General features: G+C 33.7%; 15 protein-coding genes. 2 read left to right on the top strand and 13 right to left on the bottom strand.

Annotated elements, in window-relative coordinates; all coding sequences use genetic code 11:
* Positions 1-192: 192 nt before the first annotated feature.
* From B0I10_RS09970 to B0I10_RS09960, 3 genes are all read right to left on the bottom strand, one after another.
* Positions 193-2,883: a T9SS type A sorting domain-containing protein gene (locus B0I10_RS09970; RefSeq protein ID WP_112086368.1), complete on the bottom strand. Its 2,691-nt coding sequence runs from the start codon at positions 2,881-2,883 to the stop codon at positions 193-195.
* Positions 2,884-3,020: 137 nt separating this feature from the next.
* Complete coding sequence (locus tag B0I10_RS09965) at positions 3,021-3,401, bottom strand: PH domain-containing protein (protein ID WP_112086367.1); 381 nt, start codon at positions 3,399-3,401, stop codon at positions 3,021-3,023.
* A 354-nt stretch (positions 3,402-3,755) separates the two neighbouring features.
* Entirely contained in the window at positions 3,756-4,796 is a 1,041-nt protein-coding gene (locus tag B0I10_RS09960) for a formimidoylglutamase (RefSeq protein WP_112086366.1), read from the bottom strand.
* A 106-nt stretch (positions 4,797-4,902) separates the two neighbouring features.
* Here B0I10_RS09960 and B0I10_RS09955 point away from each other — a divergent pair, with 106 nt between their 5' ends.
* Positions 4,903-5,790, top strand: a complete 888-nt coding sequence (locus B0I10_RS09955) for a hypothetical protein (RefSeq protein ID WP_112086365.1) — start codon at positions 4,903-4,905, stop codon at positions 5,788-5,790.
* 153 nt (positions 5,791-5,943) lie between these two features.
* Here B0I10_RS09955 and hutI read toward each other — a convergent pair whose 3' ends face one another.
* Complete coding sequence (gene hutI / locus B0I10_RS09950) at positions 5,944-7,179, bottom strand: imidazolonepropionase (protein WP_112086364.1); 1,236 nt, start codon at positions 7,177-7,179, stop codon at positions 5,944-5,946.
* 68 nt (positions 7,180-7,247) lie between these two features.
* On the opposite strand from hutI, the gene corA reads away from it, so the two are divergent.
* Entirely contained in the window at positions 7,248-8,324 is a 1,077-nt protein-coding gene (gene corA / locus B0I10_RS09945) for a magnesium/cobalt transporter CorA (protein ID WP_112086363.1), read from the top strand.
* Here the strand turns inward: corA and B0I10_RS09940 are convergent.
* From B0I10_RS09940 to B0I10_RS09900, 9 genes are all read right to left on the bottom strand, one after another.
* On the bottom strand, positions 8,321-8,896 hold the full coding sequence (locus B0I10_RS09940; protein WP_112086362.1) for a hypothetical protein: 576 nt from the start codon (positions 8,894-8,896) through the stop codon (positions 8,321-8,323). The two genes, corA and B0I10_RS09940, sit on opposite strands and share 4 nt — an antisense overlap.
* A gap of 10 nt (positions 8,897-8,906) precedes the next feature.
* Complete coding sequence (locus B0I10_RS09935; protein ID WP_112086361.1) at positions 8,907-9,476, bottom strand: DUF3575 domain-containing protein; 570 nt, start codon at positions 9,474-9,476, stop codon at positions 8,907-8,909.
* A 78-nt stretch (positions 9,477-9,554) separates the two neighbouring features.
* Positions 9,555-10,487: a transglutaminase domain-containing protein gene (locus tag B0I10_RS09930; RefSeq protein WP_112086360.1), complete on the bottom strand. Its 933-nt coding sequence runs from the start codon at positions 10,485-10,487 to the stop codon at positions 9,555-9,557.
* 21 nt (positions 10,488-10,508) lie between these two features.
* Positions 10,509-11,360 (bottom strand): substrate-binding domain-containing protein, encoded by an 852-nt coding sequence (locus B0I10_RS09925; RefSeq protein WP_112086359.1) that lies wholly within the window; start codon positions 11,358-11,360, stop codon positions 10,509-10,511.
* 39 nt (positions 11,361-11,399) lie between these two features.
* Complete coding sequence (locus B0I10_RS09920) at positions 11,400-12,041, bottom strand: hypothetical protein (RefSeq protein ID WP_112086358.1); 642 nt, start codon at positions 12,039-12,041, stop codon at positions 11,400-11,402.
* 2 nt (positions 12,042-12,043) lie between these two features.
* Positions 12,044-13,720 (bottom strand): S41 family peptidase, encoded by a 1,677-nt coding sequence (locus B0I10_RS09915; RefSeq protein WP_112086357.1) that lies wholly within the window; start codon positions 13,718-13,720, stop codon positions 12,044-12,046.
* 79 nt (positions 13,721-13,799) lie between these two features.
* Positions 13,800-14,336: a GNAT family N-acetyltransferase gene (locus tag B0I10_RS09910; protein WP_112086356.1), complete on the bottom strand. Its 537-nt coding sequence runs from the start codon at positions 14,334-14,336 to the stop codon at positions 13,800-13,802.
* Between the two features lie 82 nt (positions 14,337-14,418).
* Positions 14,419-15,291, bottom strand: a complete 873-nt coding sequence (locus B0I10_RS09905; RefSeq protein ID WP_112086355.1) for a nucleoside phosphorylase — start codon at positions 15,289-15,291, stop codon at positions 14,419-14,421.
* A gap of 108 nt (positions 15,292-15,399) precedes the next feature.
* Positions 15,400-15,735, bottom strand: coding sequence for a translation initiation factor (locus B0I10_RS09900; RefSeq protein WP_112086354.1), 336 nt, complete (start codon positions 15,733-15,735; stop codon positions 15,400-15,402).
* Positions 15,736-15,910 lie beyond the last annotated feature (175 nt).

The raw sequence follows: 15,910 nt of genomic DNA, 5'->3' as shown, positions 1-15,910 counted from the left end.
TAAAAGTAAGTTTTTAAGCAAAAAAATATGATTAATAGATTCCCTATTGTTGAAAACAAAAAGGAGCTATGCGATTTAAAGCACTATAAAAAACCTCTAAAATTTTCTTCAATAATGAAGGTTTTGGTTGCAATTACAATTAAAAAAAGCGGCTTGAGTAGAGTCAAGCCGCTTTTTAATATTTAGTCAGAATTACTGTTTTACAAATCGAATCGGTGCAAAATCATCAAGGGCGATTAGATAAATGCCTTGGGACAAAGCGGAGACCGGTATACCTTGTTCGACAGATAATTTACCATTTAAAACTACTTTTCCGGTCATGTCTGTAACCGTATAGTTTTCTGCAGTTACTTCATTTTTTAAACGTACATACAATGTTTCTGCCACCGGATTTGGGTATACTTGAATGGACGATAACACCTGTTCAGTCAAACTCAATGATTCTTCCAAATAGTATTTTGCCATAATTTGGTCATAATCCATCGTTACTTCATTATACATCCATCCGCTTACAACTAATTTTCCGTTGTTGGTAGCAGCAGCAGAAATTACTTGTGAAGAAGAACCACTATCGGTAATCACCACACCGTTATTACCAAAAGAAAAGTCCATGTTTCCATCAGTGTCATAACGGGTTAAGGCAAATTTCCCTCCCTCTTCATCCAATGTAGTACCAATTAAAGTGATGTTTTGGTTCACCGTATTATAATGCAATTGAGCAGAATAATCTTCCCCATTGATTGAGGTAGTTACTACACCACTTGAACCAAAGTTAGTATCAAGTGTACCATTGGCATTTAAGCGATAAAGTAGGAAACTGTCAAATAACGATTCAAACGTTACCAATAGTTTGCCATTGTTTTGAACGGCAATATCACCTTTCATAAAAAAGTCAACCGGTCTTTCAGTCAAGTATTTTCCATTTCCGTTAAAGGCAGGGTCGAGTAAACCAACCGAGTTGAATTTCATAATCACGGCTTGAAAATCATTCGCAAAATTTTCATTGGTTCTTCCAACGGCTACAATTTTTCCGTCACTCAAAACTTCTAAATCGGTAATGATTTCAGAGACATTGTTTAATCCTACTAAGCTAATTCCATTGTCGCCAAAAGTGGTATCAATAGTACCATTCGCATTCATACGAATCAACAGATAATCAATGATGTTGTTCACTACATTTCCACCGCCTAAAATAATTTTGTTGTTCGGTGCTATTTTAATGGAATTGATTCTCGGAAGAAAGTCTATATCATTTTCAAAATAGGTAATCCCTTGATTACCAAAAGTGGTATCAAATGCTCCTGCCGGAGTAATGCGTAAAACGAATCCGCTGGATAAGGATTGATAACCGTAGATTATTATATTATTAGCATTATCTACAGCCAAAGCATTAAACTCAGTAAAATAAAAACCTAACGCCAGTTTTCCGTTCGCACCAAAAGTCGTATCTAAGCTTCCGTTTTCATTGAAACGTTGAAGTCCGTTAAAAAACAAATTGTTGACATATATTTTCGTTAATACTACTACTTTGTTATCGGATTGAACTACGGATTGAATGACTTCTTCATACGTTGGAAAGGCAACATTCAATTGTTTTAACCCATTTGTTCCAAATGTAGTATCGGCTGTGAATGTATTTAAATTGTAACGTCCAAACGCCATATTGTTATCAACCACGGTAGTCTCAGCATTTCCGGAAATAAACAATTTGTTGTTGGTAATGCTCATAAAGCCAACTCGGTCATTGAAACTATTGAAAGCTAATGTAAAACCTGCACTTCCATTAAAAAAAGTGTTATCTAAGTCGCCGTTAGCTGTGTAACGCACCAATAACATGTCTTCGTTATCTGTTGTGTTGTTGTAAAAAGAATCCATTTGAATGATCTTTCCGTCAGATTGCAAGGCAATTTTACCCGAGCTACTAAAATTCACATCAATCGAAGCTCCTTGAAATCCATCACCACTAAATGTAGTATCGAACGTTCCGTTCGCGTTCAAACGAATTATAAATAAGGCATCGGCGTTAGAAAAATATTTTCCGCTTAATAGAATTTTTCCATCCGTTTGTAATAATAAATCAGTGACAGTTACCGCTGTGGTGTTTGTAATTGTAAACGTTCTTCTACCATTTGAGTTAAAGGTCGTATCAATGGCTCCGTTTGAATTATAACGTGCGATAAACACAGAAGGATTGGAACCATTGTAATAATAACCATTGATAAGCAAACGACCATCTGTTTGAATACTTAAGGCTACCGGAAAATCTGTTTCTCCAAAACTGTCGTTTACGTTTAAAGTGTTATCTAAAATACCGTTGGCGTTCAAGCGGAACAAACGAATTTTATTTTCATTTGCGATGTAAGAAGTAGTTAACCCCACAATTTTATTGTCCGATTGAAGCTCCATGTCAATCACTTTGTGTGAAGGAAAAGAGTTTTCATCGGTGGTTGTATTGTAATACGTTCCGTCAAAGGCAAAACCGGTGTCTAAGGTACCATTGGCTAAATAACGGGCAATGGCAATATCGTTGTTATATGAACTTCCAACTAAAATTTTACCGTCTGCTTGCACTTTCACCACATTAATTCCATTGATAAAAGGGTGAACGGCTCTTCCTTGGTCACCAAAAGCGGTATCAATATCGCCATTGGCTAATAACCGCATCACAAAACCCCTAGGGTTGATTCCATTGTCTATTTCTCCGGCTACTATCGTTTTTCCATCCGAGAGCACCACGTGACCTTTTACGTTAGAGGAGGCATTCCACAAATTAGTTTTTACGATACCGTTGGTACCAAAAGCGGTATCCAAATCACCGGCTTGTTGAGCGTGGCTCATGATAAAGCTTAAAAAAGCAATTACGAAAAAGTAATTTTTGTTCATTGAATTTTAAATTAAAATTTGCCAAAAGTAGTCTTTTTCGCTTTAAAATCAGAAAGTTGTTCAAAAATTTTCCATTCTAAACAAAAAAAATCTCCTTTAAATAAAAAAAACAGAAAATTTCTTTGGTGTACTTAGATTTACTTCAACACATGGTGCGCGAGTACTTTTTGTACCTCATACACATTGACCGATTTATTAAATTGTTTTCTAATGCTTGGCTGTGCTTCGCTGGAAACCCAAATTTTTAGTTCTGCTTCCAAGTCAAATGTTCCGGCGGTTTCTACACTAAACCGGGTAATGCTTTTGTAGGTGATCGATTTATATTCGGTTTTGCTGCCGGTAATTCCCTGAACTTCAACAAAAATCAACCGTTTGTTGGTAAAGATAAATGTATCACGGATAAGCTTAAAACCCAATTCAATTTCTTCGGAGTCGGTGAGGAGTTGACCGTATTTTTTAAGTAATTCGTCCTGACTCACTGCTCCTGCGTTGCCTAATAAGGCTGAAAATAATCCCATTTTTATGTTATGCTTATTTTATTTCGTTTCCAATCTCTTGATGATTTGAAATCTTGCGAAAGTTCACAAGGTTGTACTAAACCTTATCAATTTTTCTTATAATTCTATTTTTCTCTTTCAACGCCACAAAAATTTTCTAATGATGAAAAATAGCCTCTTAGTTCAATTCTCATCCTTTTCGGTCTTTCAACCCTTGTTTTAGTGGGTTGATAGTCAATTATTTGAAAATGTGAAGCCCAGCAGACACCTTTGCAAAAAATCGCGTTTCGTTGCTATACCTCATTCGGATACGGAGCCCTCGGAAAAACCACTCTTTACGTTATGGAAATATCTTGTCAAATTTAAAATCAATTTTTAAACCTCCAACACACTTTTCGCCTTCATAAAATCCGTGATTAAATAACCAATTAATTTGCCAATTAATTGCGGATTTTTTTCATCGCATAAATCGGGAGCACCTTCGCAGATATGTAAGTAAGCCGCATGAGCGTGCTGCCCAAAATGATGGATAAATTGACGGGTTTGTTCAACCGAGAATCCGCTTGGCGTCATGGCACTACTGGCAATATTAGGCAGTGAATCTAAATCGATTTCTATCCCAAAAAAATCATTTTTAATAAATGTAAGTGCTTGATTGAGTTCTTGTTCAAAGTTTTTTACTTTTCGAATGGCAATTTCATCATAGGTATTAAAACGAACTCTGTCTTCTAAATCTTTTAATTGAAGTAAAACATTTTTAGAAGTATAACTTTCGTGTAAACCATAAATAAAATACTTCTTTAAGAAACCTTCATCAAAAGCATACGAAAATCCGTTGCCGCTGTGTCGTCCTTCCAGAATTCTAAAATCGGAATGAGCGTCTAGGTTTACTGCATTGATAGGTTTTCCTTTTGCTAATGCGGTTCCTTTAATATTTCCATAGGCATTGTTATGTCCGCCACCAATAATAATTGGGATTTTACCCGCTTTTACAATAGTAAATATGATATGTGAAACTTCTTTATCAATTTTTTCAACTAAAGTGGAAAAAGTCTTTCGATCGTCTACGTTATGAAAATCTAGATTTTCGGCAATTTTCATATCATTTTTCATATCCAAAGAGCCTAAAATCAAAAGTTGACTTCCTTTGCAAAAACGGTTGTGTTGAATGTTGGCAATGCTTTTGATGGCACTTTCCCATGCCGAAGCCGCACCGGGTCGACCAAAATTGGCTCGAACGCCAATGTCTTCCGGAATTCCGAATAAAACAAATTTGGCTTTGCTTTCAGTTAAAAACGCTACCGAATCAACTCCTTTTGGAATTGTGAGCATTTTTTCGCCAAATTTTATTTCACCACTTCTGTGATGGGTAATTTTTCCCAAATCAATGGAGGTAAACGGAACCAGATTTTCCATAAAAAAATAATTGCATTCAAAAATACTATTTTTATGCAAAATAACGTTATCGTAATGCAAAACGAATCTAAAATAAATTTAACTTTGCTGTAAAATCAACTTAACAATGGAAAACCAAGACAACAACAATTCAAAACTGAAAGCGATAATTTTAATATTATCACTTTTACTGGTAGCTAGTTTGGGCTATATGTTTAAAATGAGTTCAGATGCTAAAAAAGTAGAAACGGAATTATCTTCTGTATCTACAGAAAAAGAAACTGCTTTGGCAGAATTAGCTCAATTAAAAACAACTTACGATGCGGCTATTGCAGAAAACACTTCGATGTCTGAAGAGTTAATTGCAGAGCGTGATAAAGTAGTTAAATTGATGGAAGAGGTTAAGAGAGCGAAAGGAGATGTTGCAGCCATGAGTAAATACAAAACGCAAGTTCAACAGTTGCAAGCGAAAATGAATTCCTTGATTCAAGAAAATGATGCGTTGAAGAAATTAAATCAAGATCTATCTACTGAAATTGACAGTACCAAAACTATTTTAGTTGAGGCACAACAGTACAATCAAGTATTATCAGGTCAAAACGAAGAATTATCTAAAACTGTTGAAAAAGCATCTAAACTTTCTATCTTGAATTTAAAAACCGGAGCCTATAAAGTGAAAAATTCCGGAAAAGAAGTAGCAACAGAAAGAGCAAGCAGAGCAGATATTTTAAAAATCAACTTTACCATTGCTGAAAATAGAGTGGCTAAATCCGGTGACAAATCGTATTACATTCAAGTCATTGACAGTAAAAATAATGTGTTAGGTGAGAAAAAGCTAATTGAGTTTGGCGATCAATCGTTAACGTATAGTTTTATTTCAACGGTTCAATATGAAAACAGTACTGTAAATGTTTCTGAAAACTTACCGGGAGAAAACTTTGAGAAAGGCACTTACTTTGTTAACATTTTTGACAAAGGCGAATTAGTTGGAAAAACAAGTTTCTCTTTGAAATAAGAATTAATTTAATAGAATATAAAAGGAGCAATGCAATGTTGCTCCTTTTTTTTTGTTAACCAGTAAGAAATTAAGAATAGTAAGGATTTTTGAATACACGATTTATTACTTAATGAACCTTAATTTCTTACTGGTTTTAAATTAAAAATTAAATTAAACTGTTTTCCCTTCAATAATAACCTCATCAATCAAATTACTACCAAATTCATACGGCAATTGATAGAACGAATGAATTGGTTTGGTAATAATTAAGTTGGCTTTTTTACCTTTGGTAATGCTTCCGTGCGTAGCTGAGATTCCCATCGCATAGGCTCCGTTAATGGTTGCTGCATTAATAGCTTCTTCGGGAGTCATTTTCATTTTGATGCAAGCGGTTGCTACCACAAAGTTCATATTGCCAGAAGGTGTTGTTCCCGGGTTATAGTCGGTTGCTAATGCCAATGGCAATCCGGCTGCTATCATTTTTCTGGCTGGAGTATACGGAATACTAATGAAATAACTGCACGAAGGTAATGCAACCGGCATCGTTTCAGTGTTTTTAAGCACTTCAATGTCTTCCTCAGTCACTATTTCTAAGTGATCAACCGTTAAGGCATTGTGCTTGACGCAAGCAGCAATACCGTTGATAGCTGTGAACTGATTGACATGAATTTTAGAAATTAAACCGTATTTTTTTCCGGCTTCCATAATTCGTTCGGTTTCTTCTACGGTAAAATAACCGGTTTCTAAAAAGGCGTCAATATAATCGGCTAAATTTTCTTCAGCAATTTTAGGCAACATTTCATTGATAATCAACTCAATATAACCGGAATGATTTTCTTTGAATTCTTTCGGAAAAGCATGAGCTCCTAAAAAAGTAGCTTTTATTTTGATAGGGTAATTTTCTGCCAAACGTTTAATTACACGTAGCATTTTTATTTCGCCTTCCACTGTTAAACCATATCCGGATTTGATTTCGATGGCTCCGGTTCCCAATTTCATCACTTCTTCTAGGCGAACTTTCGATTGTTCATAAATTTCATTTTCATCCGTTTCATTGAGTTGTTGAGCCGAATTCAGAATTCCACCACCGCGATTGGCAATTTCTTTGTAACTCAATCCATTAATTCGGTCTACAAATTCTTGCACACGATTGCCGGCATACACCAAATGGGTGTGGCTATCGCACCAAGTGGGTAAAACCACTTTTTCGGTGGCATCGATAACTTTTGCATCGGGTAGAGTAGGGCAATCGTTCATCAAACCAAAATCGGCTATCAAATTATTTTCAATCAATAAAAAAGCATTTTTTAATAGTGGTAAATCGGCCATTTCGCTTCCGGAAACTTTTTGGATTCCAATTTCCCTGATTTGAATAAGTTCTTTGATATGAATGATGAGTGTCTGCATGATAAAAATATTTTCTGTAAAAATAGAATGAAAAAATTAAATCGCTTATTTTTATAAAAAATAATACCGTGAAACGATTAAAATATAAAAAAGGGAGACGAATACAGCCGAACCATTTTGAATATACCGGACAACACAAAGATCAACCGATTGAAATGCAGTTGTTTGTCTATAATTCTGAATCGTATACCGAAACAAAAAACCTGAGTTTAGATAAAGTAGAGATTGATGAATTACTAACTTCTGAAGATGTTAAATGGTTGAATGTTCATGGTTTACACGATGGGGAGCTAATTAAACGCATTGTTGAAACCATTGGAATTGACGTATACATCGCCGGAGATGTTTTAAACGTGGCCAAACGTACGCGAATGGAAGAATTGGAAAATGCTTTATTTTTCAGTATTAAATCTATCTTACCAGAAAAGGGGGATGCGAATGTACGGGTAGAACAGATTAGTTTTCTTTTAAAAGATAATCTACTCATCTCTTTTCAGGAAAAAAGAGGTGATTTTTTTACACACATTAGAGAGCGGATTAAAACCAATACCGGACTGGTCTGCAAAAAGAAAAACGATTTTTTGCTGTATCTAATGTTGGATGCTGTGATGGAAAACTTCTACATCACCATAGAAAAGTATGAAGACATTATCGAATTGCTTCAAATTGAAGCAAAAGTAAATGAAAGTCAAGATGTTTTGGTTCGCATTGAAAAATGCAGTGAAGATTTAAACTATTTAAAACGATCGATTATTCCGCTCAAAGATTCGCTTTTCAATTTAAAATCGATGCAAGATGATAATGATTTTAATGGTATTGAAAAATCAAATTATTCCTTTTTCTCACGATTACATCAAAAAAGTTTAGAGCTTTTAGATCAAGTAGATTATGATATTAATTCGCTTGAAAGTGCTTCGAGTTTTTATTTCTCAGCTCAGAGTCATCGCATGAATGAGATTATGAAAACGCTCACAATTGTGTCTGTCGTGTTTATTCCGCTCACTTTTATTGTAGGGGTTTATGGAATGAATTTTGAAAACATCCCGGAATTAAAAGCTCCCAATGGCTATTTCATCACATTGGGAGTTATGTTTGTTATTGTATTAGCAATGATCTTTTATTTCAGACGTAAAAAATGGTTTTAATTTACGGTGAATGCATAAAATCCGTTCGTTACATTATTGGCAGTTGTGGCAATAGTTAAGAAGGTGGAGTTGTTTGAACTATCCGAAATAACATCAAAATTAGAACCGTTATATCCGCTAAAAAAGCCAATTCGATATTGTCCCGCTTGTGTTAATCGTAAGCCTCCTCTAAATTCATACATTTCTGTGTTTGAATTATATATAGCATTAGCTGTCACATAATTGCCAATGCTCATTGTTCCGTTATCTTCCACAAAATTAGTGCCCACCGCAACATTTTCCCATTCTCCGTTAACTTGTCTTTCTAAACGGTACAAAAAACTAAATTTTTGCGAATTGGTCGTCTGGTAAACATCTAAAAGGCTAGTTTGATTGGGTTCGTTTAAATACCTCGAAAAGTCATTTGTATTTAACCAAAGAACGTCGTTTACTTGGTAGTCAGATTGTACTTCAATAGAAACCAATCCGGGAATAGTAGTATAAACTGCATTATAAAACTCTTCATCTTCCTGACTACAAGAGATTGAAAGAGCAATTAAAGCAAGCAGTAGTGTATATTTTAATGTTTTCATAGTCTAATTTTTAAAATCGGTAACCTAAATTTACTCCCACACGAGAAATGATATCCGGACTTTCGCCACTGCTGAAAAGGTTTTTTCCCATTCCCACAAAAATATCAACACCTAATTTTTCTTTGATATAAAACTTGTGTCCAACTGCTGCACCAACCGCGTAATCGGAATACTCTTTTTGCAGTGCTTGGTAGTAACCGTTGTTATTTTGGTCAACTAGTCGTTCTAATTCACGGTATTTTCCTTGGTTGGCAGATACAAACACCTCGACAAAATAATAACGAATCTGACTTTTAGATAGCGAATAACGGACAAACGGAATAATTTGATATTCCTCTAAAGTGCGGTTTTTGCCAAGTTCAAAATCTTCTTCTCTCGATTTACTTTGGTTAAAGTTACCACTGATTCCGACTGAAAAATCATTGCTGAGAAAGCGTTCATAACTCACATGAATTTTTCCCAAAGCGACAAGTGAAACAATATCAAATTTGATTTCATTTTTTCCCAAGTCAAAAGAATTATTTTCCTGAGCAACCGAAACCTGGGTGAAAACTAAAAAGATAAAAATAAATTTTTTCATTTTTTGGGGTTTATGTGGTGTAAATATATAAAAAGGTTGGCTGGAAAGAAAAAAAATAACCAAAATCTCGATAAACGATTAGTTTAGTGTTAAAGCTCCAAGGATTTCTTCCGACATAAAAGGTCCTCCCGGATAACGAGCCGTATAATCTAAATTCAGCCAGATTTGACCTCGTTCATCAATGTGGTAGTGAATTTCTTTATTTTTACTTTCTGATACAAACAAAAGTTCTTTGATCAGGTAAACTGCGGCCTCTAAATCACTTTTTTTACCAACTAACATTTCCGGATAAATATGTCCGCCTGTATGGATTAAACGCGGAGTGCCACCAATTGCTCGAATACAAGCTGCCATCAAAATAGCATGGTCGTCACAATCGCCGGAAAAATGGATTAAACTTTCCGTTGCGTGAGCAATGTATTCTTGACCTTTTGGGTCATTTACATAATTCCAACGGTTTCTAATTTCTTTGAAAACAGCAAAACACTGAATCATTTTTCGATGTTCTTGCTGACCTTTGATTTCTTTAAAATGCAACGTTGTAGCCGTTAAAGCAAAATTGCGAACTTGCGGATGGTCATACTCAATTGCGTTAAGGATTTGAGTTTTATTGGGAAACGGTAGAAGTTTTGAAATCATTAAATCTTGTGGATTTGGATTTTCTGACATGGAATAAATCATGTAGCCATAATCTTGAAAAACCGATTCAAATCCATATCCGCTAAAAACCGTTCCATAAATCAAAATAATAAAATAAGTAGCTATTCCAAGAATCAAAATTGTTCGTATGAGTCGTAAAATGAGTTGAATAATGATTAAGAGAATGATTGCGATGAGTATTCTGTCAATATTGAAATACCATTCCGGGTCTTTTAAATTTTGATGTAGGATAATAAAAACAGGAATCGCAATCAGTACATTTAGCACAAAAATAATCACATCATCCCATGGTTTTTTGACCTGGAATTTAGTTTTTAATTCTTGATACTTAAGTGTTCCGAATAGATTCATTTACATAGAAACGGCAAAATGCTAAAAGGCGTGCACGCTATCTGCAAAAGTACTTTTTTTATCGATAAGACTTAGCTCAAAGAGCTGATTTTGAATTTTGTTTAACGTTTCCGACGTTATATTTTTTTGCGACCATCGGGTTTGAAGTAGCCAAGAATCGATATCTTCTGTTTTTTGATTGAATCTGCTGGCCAGTGTTCGGTTAATGCTCGGAATGTCTTTAAATTCGTCGGTTGTGGTGTTGATGATTTCTAAAATCAATGCGATGGTTTGCGGGTGTTTTTCGAGCATTTCATTGCGAACAGCAATTACAAAACAAGGCCACGGAGTTGGGCAGTCGGCAATTCTTCGAAATGTTCCGTTGTCAACTAGTGGTTTTGTCATGAACTTTTCCCACATAAAATAATCGGCAGTTCCATTCGATAAGGCTTCAACAGCTCCGTCAATGGTATTGACAATTTCAAACTGCAAATCAGTTGTTTTCCAACCTTGATTTTGAGCATTCACAATTGCCATTAAATGGGAACCTGAGCCCATTCGACTAATCGCTACTTTCGTGTTTTCTAAATCGGAAAGTGAAGTATAGTTTGATTTCGCATCTACGTGAATACCCCAAATTAATGGACTTTCCACATAAACCTGTACAATTTTAGATGGATTTCCGGCAGTAATGTCTTTTACAATTCCTTCGGTTAAAATAACGGCAATATCCGTTTCGCCATCTCTTAACATTTGACACATTTTTCCGGTTCCTTCGGGAACATCCGTCCATTGTAAATCGATTCCGGCTTCTTCAAATTCACCGTTTTCAATGCATAAATGCCAAGGTAAGTTGAAATGTTCGGGAACGCCTGCTATTTTGATGGTTTTCATTTTTTTTAGTATTAAGATGGGGAGTATTAAGTAGTAAGACTATTCAGATTGATTTATTAATCTATTTTTAAACGCATGGTATAATTCTTTGTTTTTCTTTAAATTGTTTTTTTCAAAGTTTAAACTATCACTTATTGAAAAAGCAACACTTGTTAAAGCATCATTTCTTTTATGTTCAGGATATCTATGATATTTAATTTGATAAGTATTTGAATGGTATTTAGACATTGAACCAATAAAATATCCGTTTAGTATAATTTTGCCATTATGACATAAAACAAATTGTTTACCGAAATGGCTTTTCTTTCTCCATTCAGGTATTGATTTATATATTTTTTCAGTTACCGATTTACTAAAATGTATTTCTGAATTTTCAAAATCAAAACCCAAAATTTCAGAATCATTTATAAAAGGCTTTTCTTCTAAATCACTAAGTTCAGCTACAAAATGACCCATATAAATTGGTTTGTTGTTTAAGGTATCAATTCTAATTTCTTCATTATAACTTTCAAGAACTTGCCTAATTATCGTGGTGTCTTTAATTGCTGTTCGTAAAGGAACACCATCATAACTTTCAATTTTTTCTTTTGTTAAATAAATTTCAATACTATCATTCTTCTTCTTGCAAGATGCAAAAATAAAAGAGAGTACAAAAAGAATTATTAAAATTCTATTTCTCATAACTACTGATTTATTATTTTGATTGCTTCTTCTACGTAATGATTTAAATGGAAATTTATCGCTGATTCTTTTATTTTGTAATCAATTTTCAGACCATTTCTTTGAACTCTTTCATCATTTGGATAAAATGCACCAACTCCGGTAAAATCAATTGTTGTTTTATCCATTAAAATTACTTCAGTTCTATTCATAACGGCTCCAAAAGTTTGCTCTCCAACAGTTATACAATTTGGAGATTGTTGGATAGCCATTCCAATAAATTCTGCTTTACTGGCTGTTTTTCTGTCAACTAACAATACAACTTTTCCTTTATAGAAATTCTTATTAGTTCTGCCGGAAGAAAATGGATCTTTTATAATTTTTAAAGGTGCTTCAATATCGTATGCAGCATAGGAAGGAAATACGGGAGCCAAAGCTTTTAAGAACTTTTTTTTGTTTGGATAAAGATAATTTGCAATGTCAGCTTCAGAAATAAACTCGGGGTAATTGCGTAAATCGATGATTAAACCTTTCGTGTTTTCGAAGGATTTAAATGCTGTTTTTAATTCTTGTTTGTTTATTTTGTATAAGTTAACATAACCAATATTTTCTTCTATTATTTTCGAGTTAACTTCTATTGTAGGTCTTTGACGAACATATCTTTCAGCAAAATATTTTAATTTTGATAAATGAATGTATCGATTTTGTTTATCACCATTTTTTTTAAGTAGTTCCACTCGTATAGAATCTTTATTGGAAGCTAGTAAATAGGTTTTTTCAATTGCCGATTTTAAATAATTTTCATTTGAAGCACTGATAACATTTTGATATTTCAATAAATAATATTCGCGGAGTTTTAAACCTTCTATTTCATAAATAATATCACCAATTTCCATTGCATCTTTTTCAATCTTATTTTTGTTGAAAATGACATCAATTACTAATGAGTCATTGATGATTCGTCCACCAAAATCAGGAAAATTTGTGAGAGAATTTAAAGTTGTACTGTATTGATAATTGGAATGTGAATCGTTTAGTTTGCTGAATAGTTTTTCTTTTGAAAGTTCAAATTTAAGTTGATCAGCACTATCAAATTCATCAATCATTTCTGTCAATATTTCAGACCAAGGTTGTTCTGTTAAATAAATATTGACATTCCAATATCGCATACTATTCCAAAATGAACTCAAAAAAAGCATTCGATGCGATTTTAATGTTGAATCAAAGTTGTTTAAACCAGTTTCATTTTTAAAACCAACCATTTTGTTTAGGCTATTTATTGAAGCGTAATAATCGCCAAATACTGCATTGTTTTTAATTCCAGTTAAAATTTCAATTAATTGGTTAGTAAAGTTTGAATTATTAATCCATTTAAAATCTGTATTTTTTGAATGTAAATTTTTTCTTTTAAAAAAGTCATCATCTGATTTGTAACTTATTTTACTACCATCAAATTTTTTAATCCAATTTAAAAATTCATTATTTAACTCTTCTTGATTATCAATTAATTGAATTTTTTCAAATTCTAATAAAAATTCATTATTAAAATCATATTTTCCTTTACTAACTTCCGGATGATGGTATTTTAATAAGCCCCAAATTTGAATAAAGCTTTCTACTTTTTTTTGTGTGTTTACTTTAGTATTGGCAATGGCAATTTGAGAAACAAAAAATAAAATCAATAACAGTATTTTTTTCATAGTAGAAAATTGTATAATCCATGCAATTTAAATATTTACTTGGTTTATTTAAATTGATTAAGTTTACTTTAACTGAAAACTACTTACTGAATACTTTTTCCATCATCCACCATTTCCAAATCACACCCTCTTTATCCGGATAATCGTCCCTAAATTGAAAACCTACTTTTTGTAAAACATGATTGGAAGCTTTGTTTTCACCATGGGTGTAAGCGTGCATTTTTTCAATATTCATTTGATTGAAACCATAGTCTAACCAAGCAATGGAGGCTTCTGTAGCATAACCATTGTTCCAAAATTTTTCATTTAAACGGTAGCCGTAATCATAGAAATTGGTATTGCCGTTTTCTACGTGGTCGTTTACGAATTTAATGCCTGTCCAACCAATGAATTCACCTGTTTCTTTCAGTATTGTAGCAAAACGACCAATTTTATTTTCTCGGTATTGTTGTTGAACGTACTCAATTGTTTTAATTGTTTCGATAATATCTTGAGTTGGTTTTTGCCAAAGGTATTTGTGAACACTAGGATTATTGTCCATTTCAAAAAAAGCATTTGCATCGCTTAATTCAAGTGGACGAAGGAGGAGGCGTTTGGTTTGGATCTGTAAATTCATTTATTTTTTTAGAACACAGATCTAAGAAATTAAAATAATTTTAAAAATTTCCTTAATTTTTAAAATCTGTGTTCTTAATTTATTAATTATTTTCAGTCAATTTATCCAACGCATATTCAATCAACGCATCCACCGCTTTGTAAGGATCTTCACTAAACGTTCCATTTGCTCGGTTAGCAATAATTGCATTCAACGATAAACATTCGTGTCCTAACAGTTTTCCTAAACCATAAATCGCTCCGGTTTCCATTTCTAAATTCGTCATTTGAATGCCGTTGTAAATAAACGAATCCATCTTAGAATTTAAGTCCGCATCTTGAATATTTAAACGCAATACGCGGCCTTGTGGTCCGTAAAATCCGCCTGCCGTTCCGGTGAAACCTTGGTGAATTTGCGTGCTTTCAAATTTTTTGGCTAAAATTTCACTTCCTTTAATCACATACGGACGGCCTTTTCGTAAATCCCAATTGGTTTGTTGAATAAACGCCTCTTCAATGTCTTTTTCGGAAACAGCATCGATTAAATAGGAGCGAAGCATGTTGTCTAAACCTAGTCCGTACGAACTCATCACAAAACTATCCACCGGAATAGCGGCTTGCAACGAACCGGATGTTCCAATCCGAACAATGTTTAACGAAGTTAGTTTCTCTTTTATGGTTCTGGTTTTTAAATCGATGTTCACTAAAGCATCCAATTCATTCATCACAATATCAATGTTATCGGGACCAATTCCGGTGGACATGACCGATATTCGTTTGCCTTTGTAGATTCCGGTTTGTGTTTTGAATTCTCTTTTTTGTGTTGAAAATTCAATGGAATCAAAATGTTTTGTAATTTTTTCAACCCGATTTTGATCACCTACGAAAATAATGTCGTGAGCAATTTGTTCCGGCAATAAATTGATGTGGTAGACAGTGCCGTCGGGGTTTAGTATTAATTCGGATGATTGTATCATTTTTTTGAGGTGCTAAGGTGCTGAGGGACTAAGGTTCTGGGGTTCTGGGGTTCTGGGGTTCTGGGGTTGAGTAAAAAATTAACTTGAAACCTGAAACTTGAAACAAAACTATCCTCCAACACGTTTGGTTTTAAATCCTTTTTCTTGGAGAAATTTCATTATTTTATCACGGTAATCACCTTGAATGATGATTTCACCGTCTTTGAAACTTCCGCCTACGGCAAATTTACTCTTTATTTCTTTGGCTAAAATTTTGAAGTCTTCATCAGCACCTTCATAACCAGAAATAATCGTGGTTGGTTTACCTTTTCGCTTTTCGTATTGACAAATCATAGGTTCTTTTTGAACGTATAATTCGTGTGGTATTTCCTCAACTTGCTCCGGTTCGTTGGAGGGTTGATGGTGGGGGAAGAGTTTTTTGAGTTGTTCACTTAAATCGTGCATGGTTATATTTATTTAGAACACAGATTTGAAAAATTAAAATAATTATTAAAATTTCTCAAATTATTTGAATCTGTTTTGCTTTTATTTTTTTGAACACAGATTTTAAAAATTAATAAAATAAAAAATAATTATTAAAATTTCTCAAATTATTTGAATCTGTTTTGCTTTTATTTTT

The sequence above is a fragment of the Flavobacterium lacus genome (genome assembly GCF_003268815.1).
Taxonomy (GTDB): domain Bacteria; phylum Bacteroidota; class Bacteroidia; order Flavobacteriales; family Flavobacteriaceae; genus Flavobacterium; species Flavobacterium lacus.
This window is presented reverse-complemented; position numbering and strand designations above follow the sequence as displayed.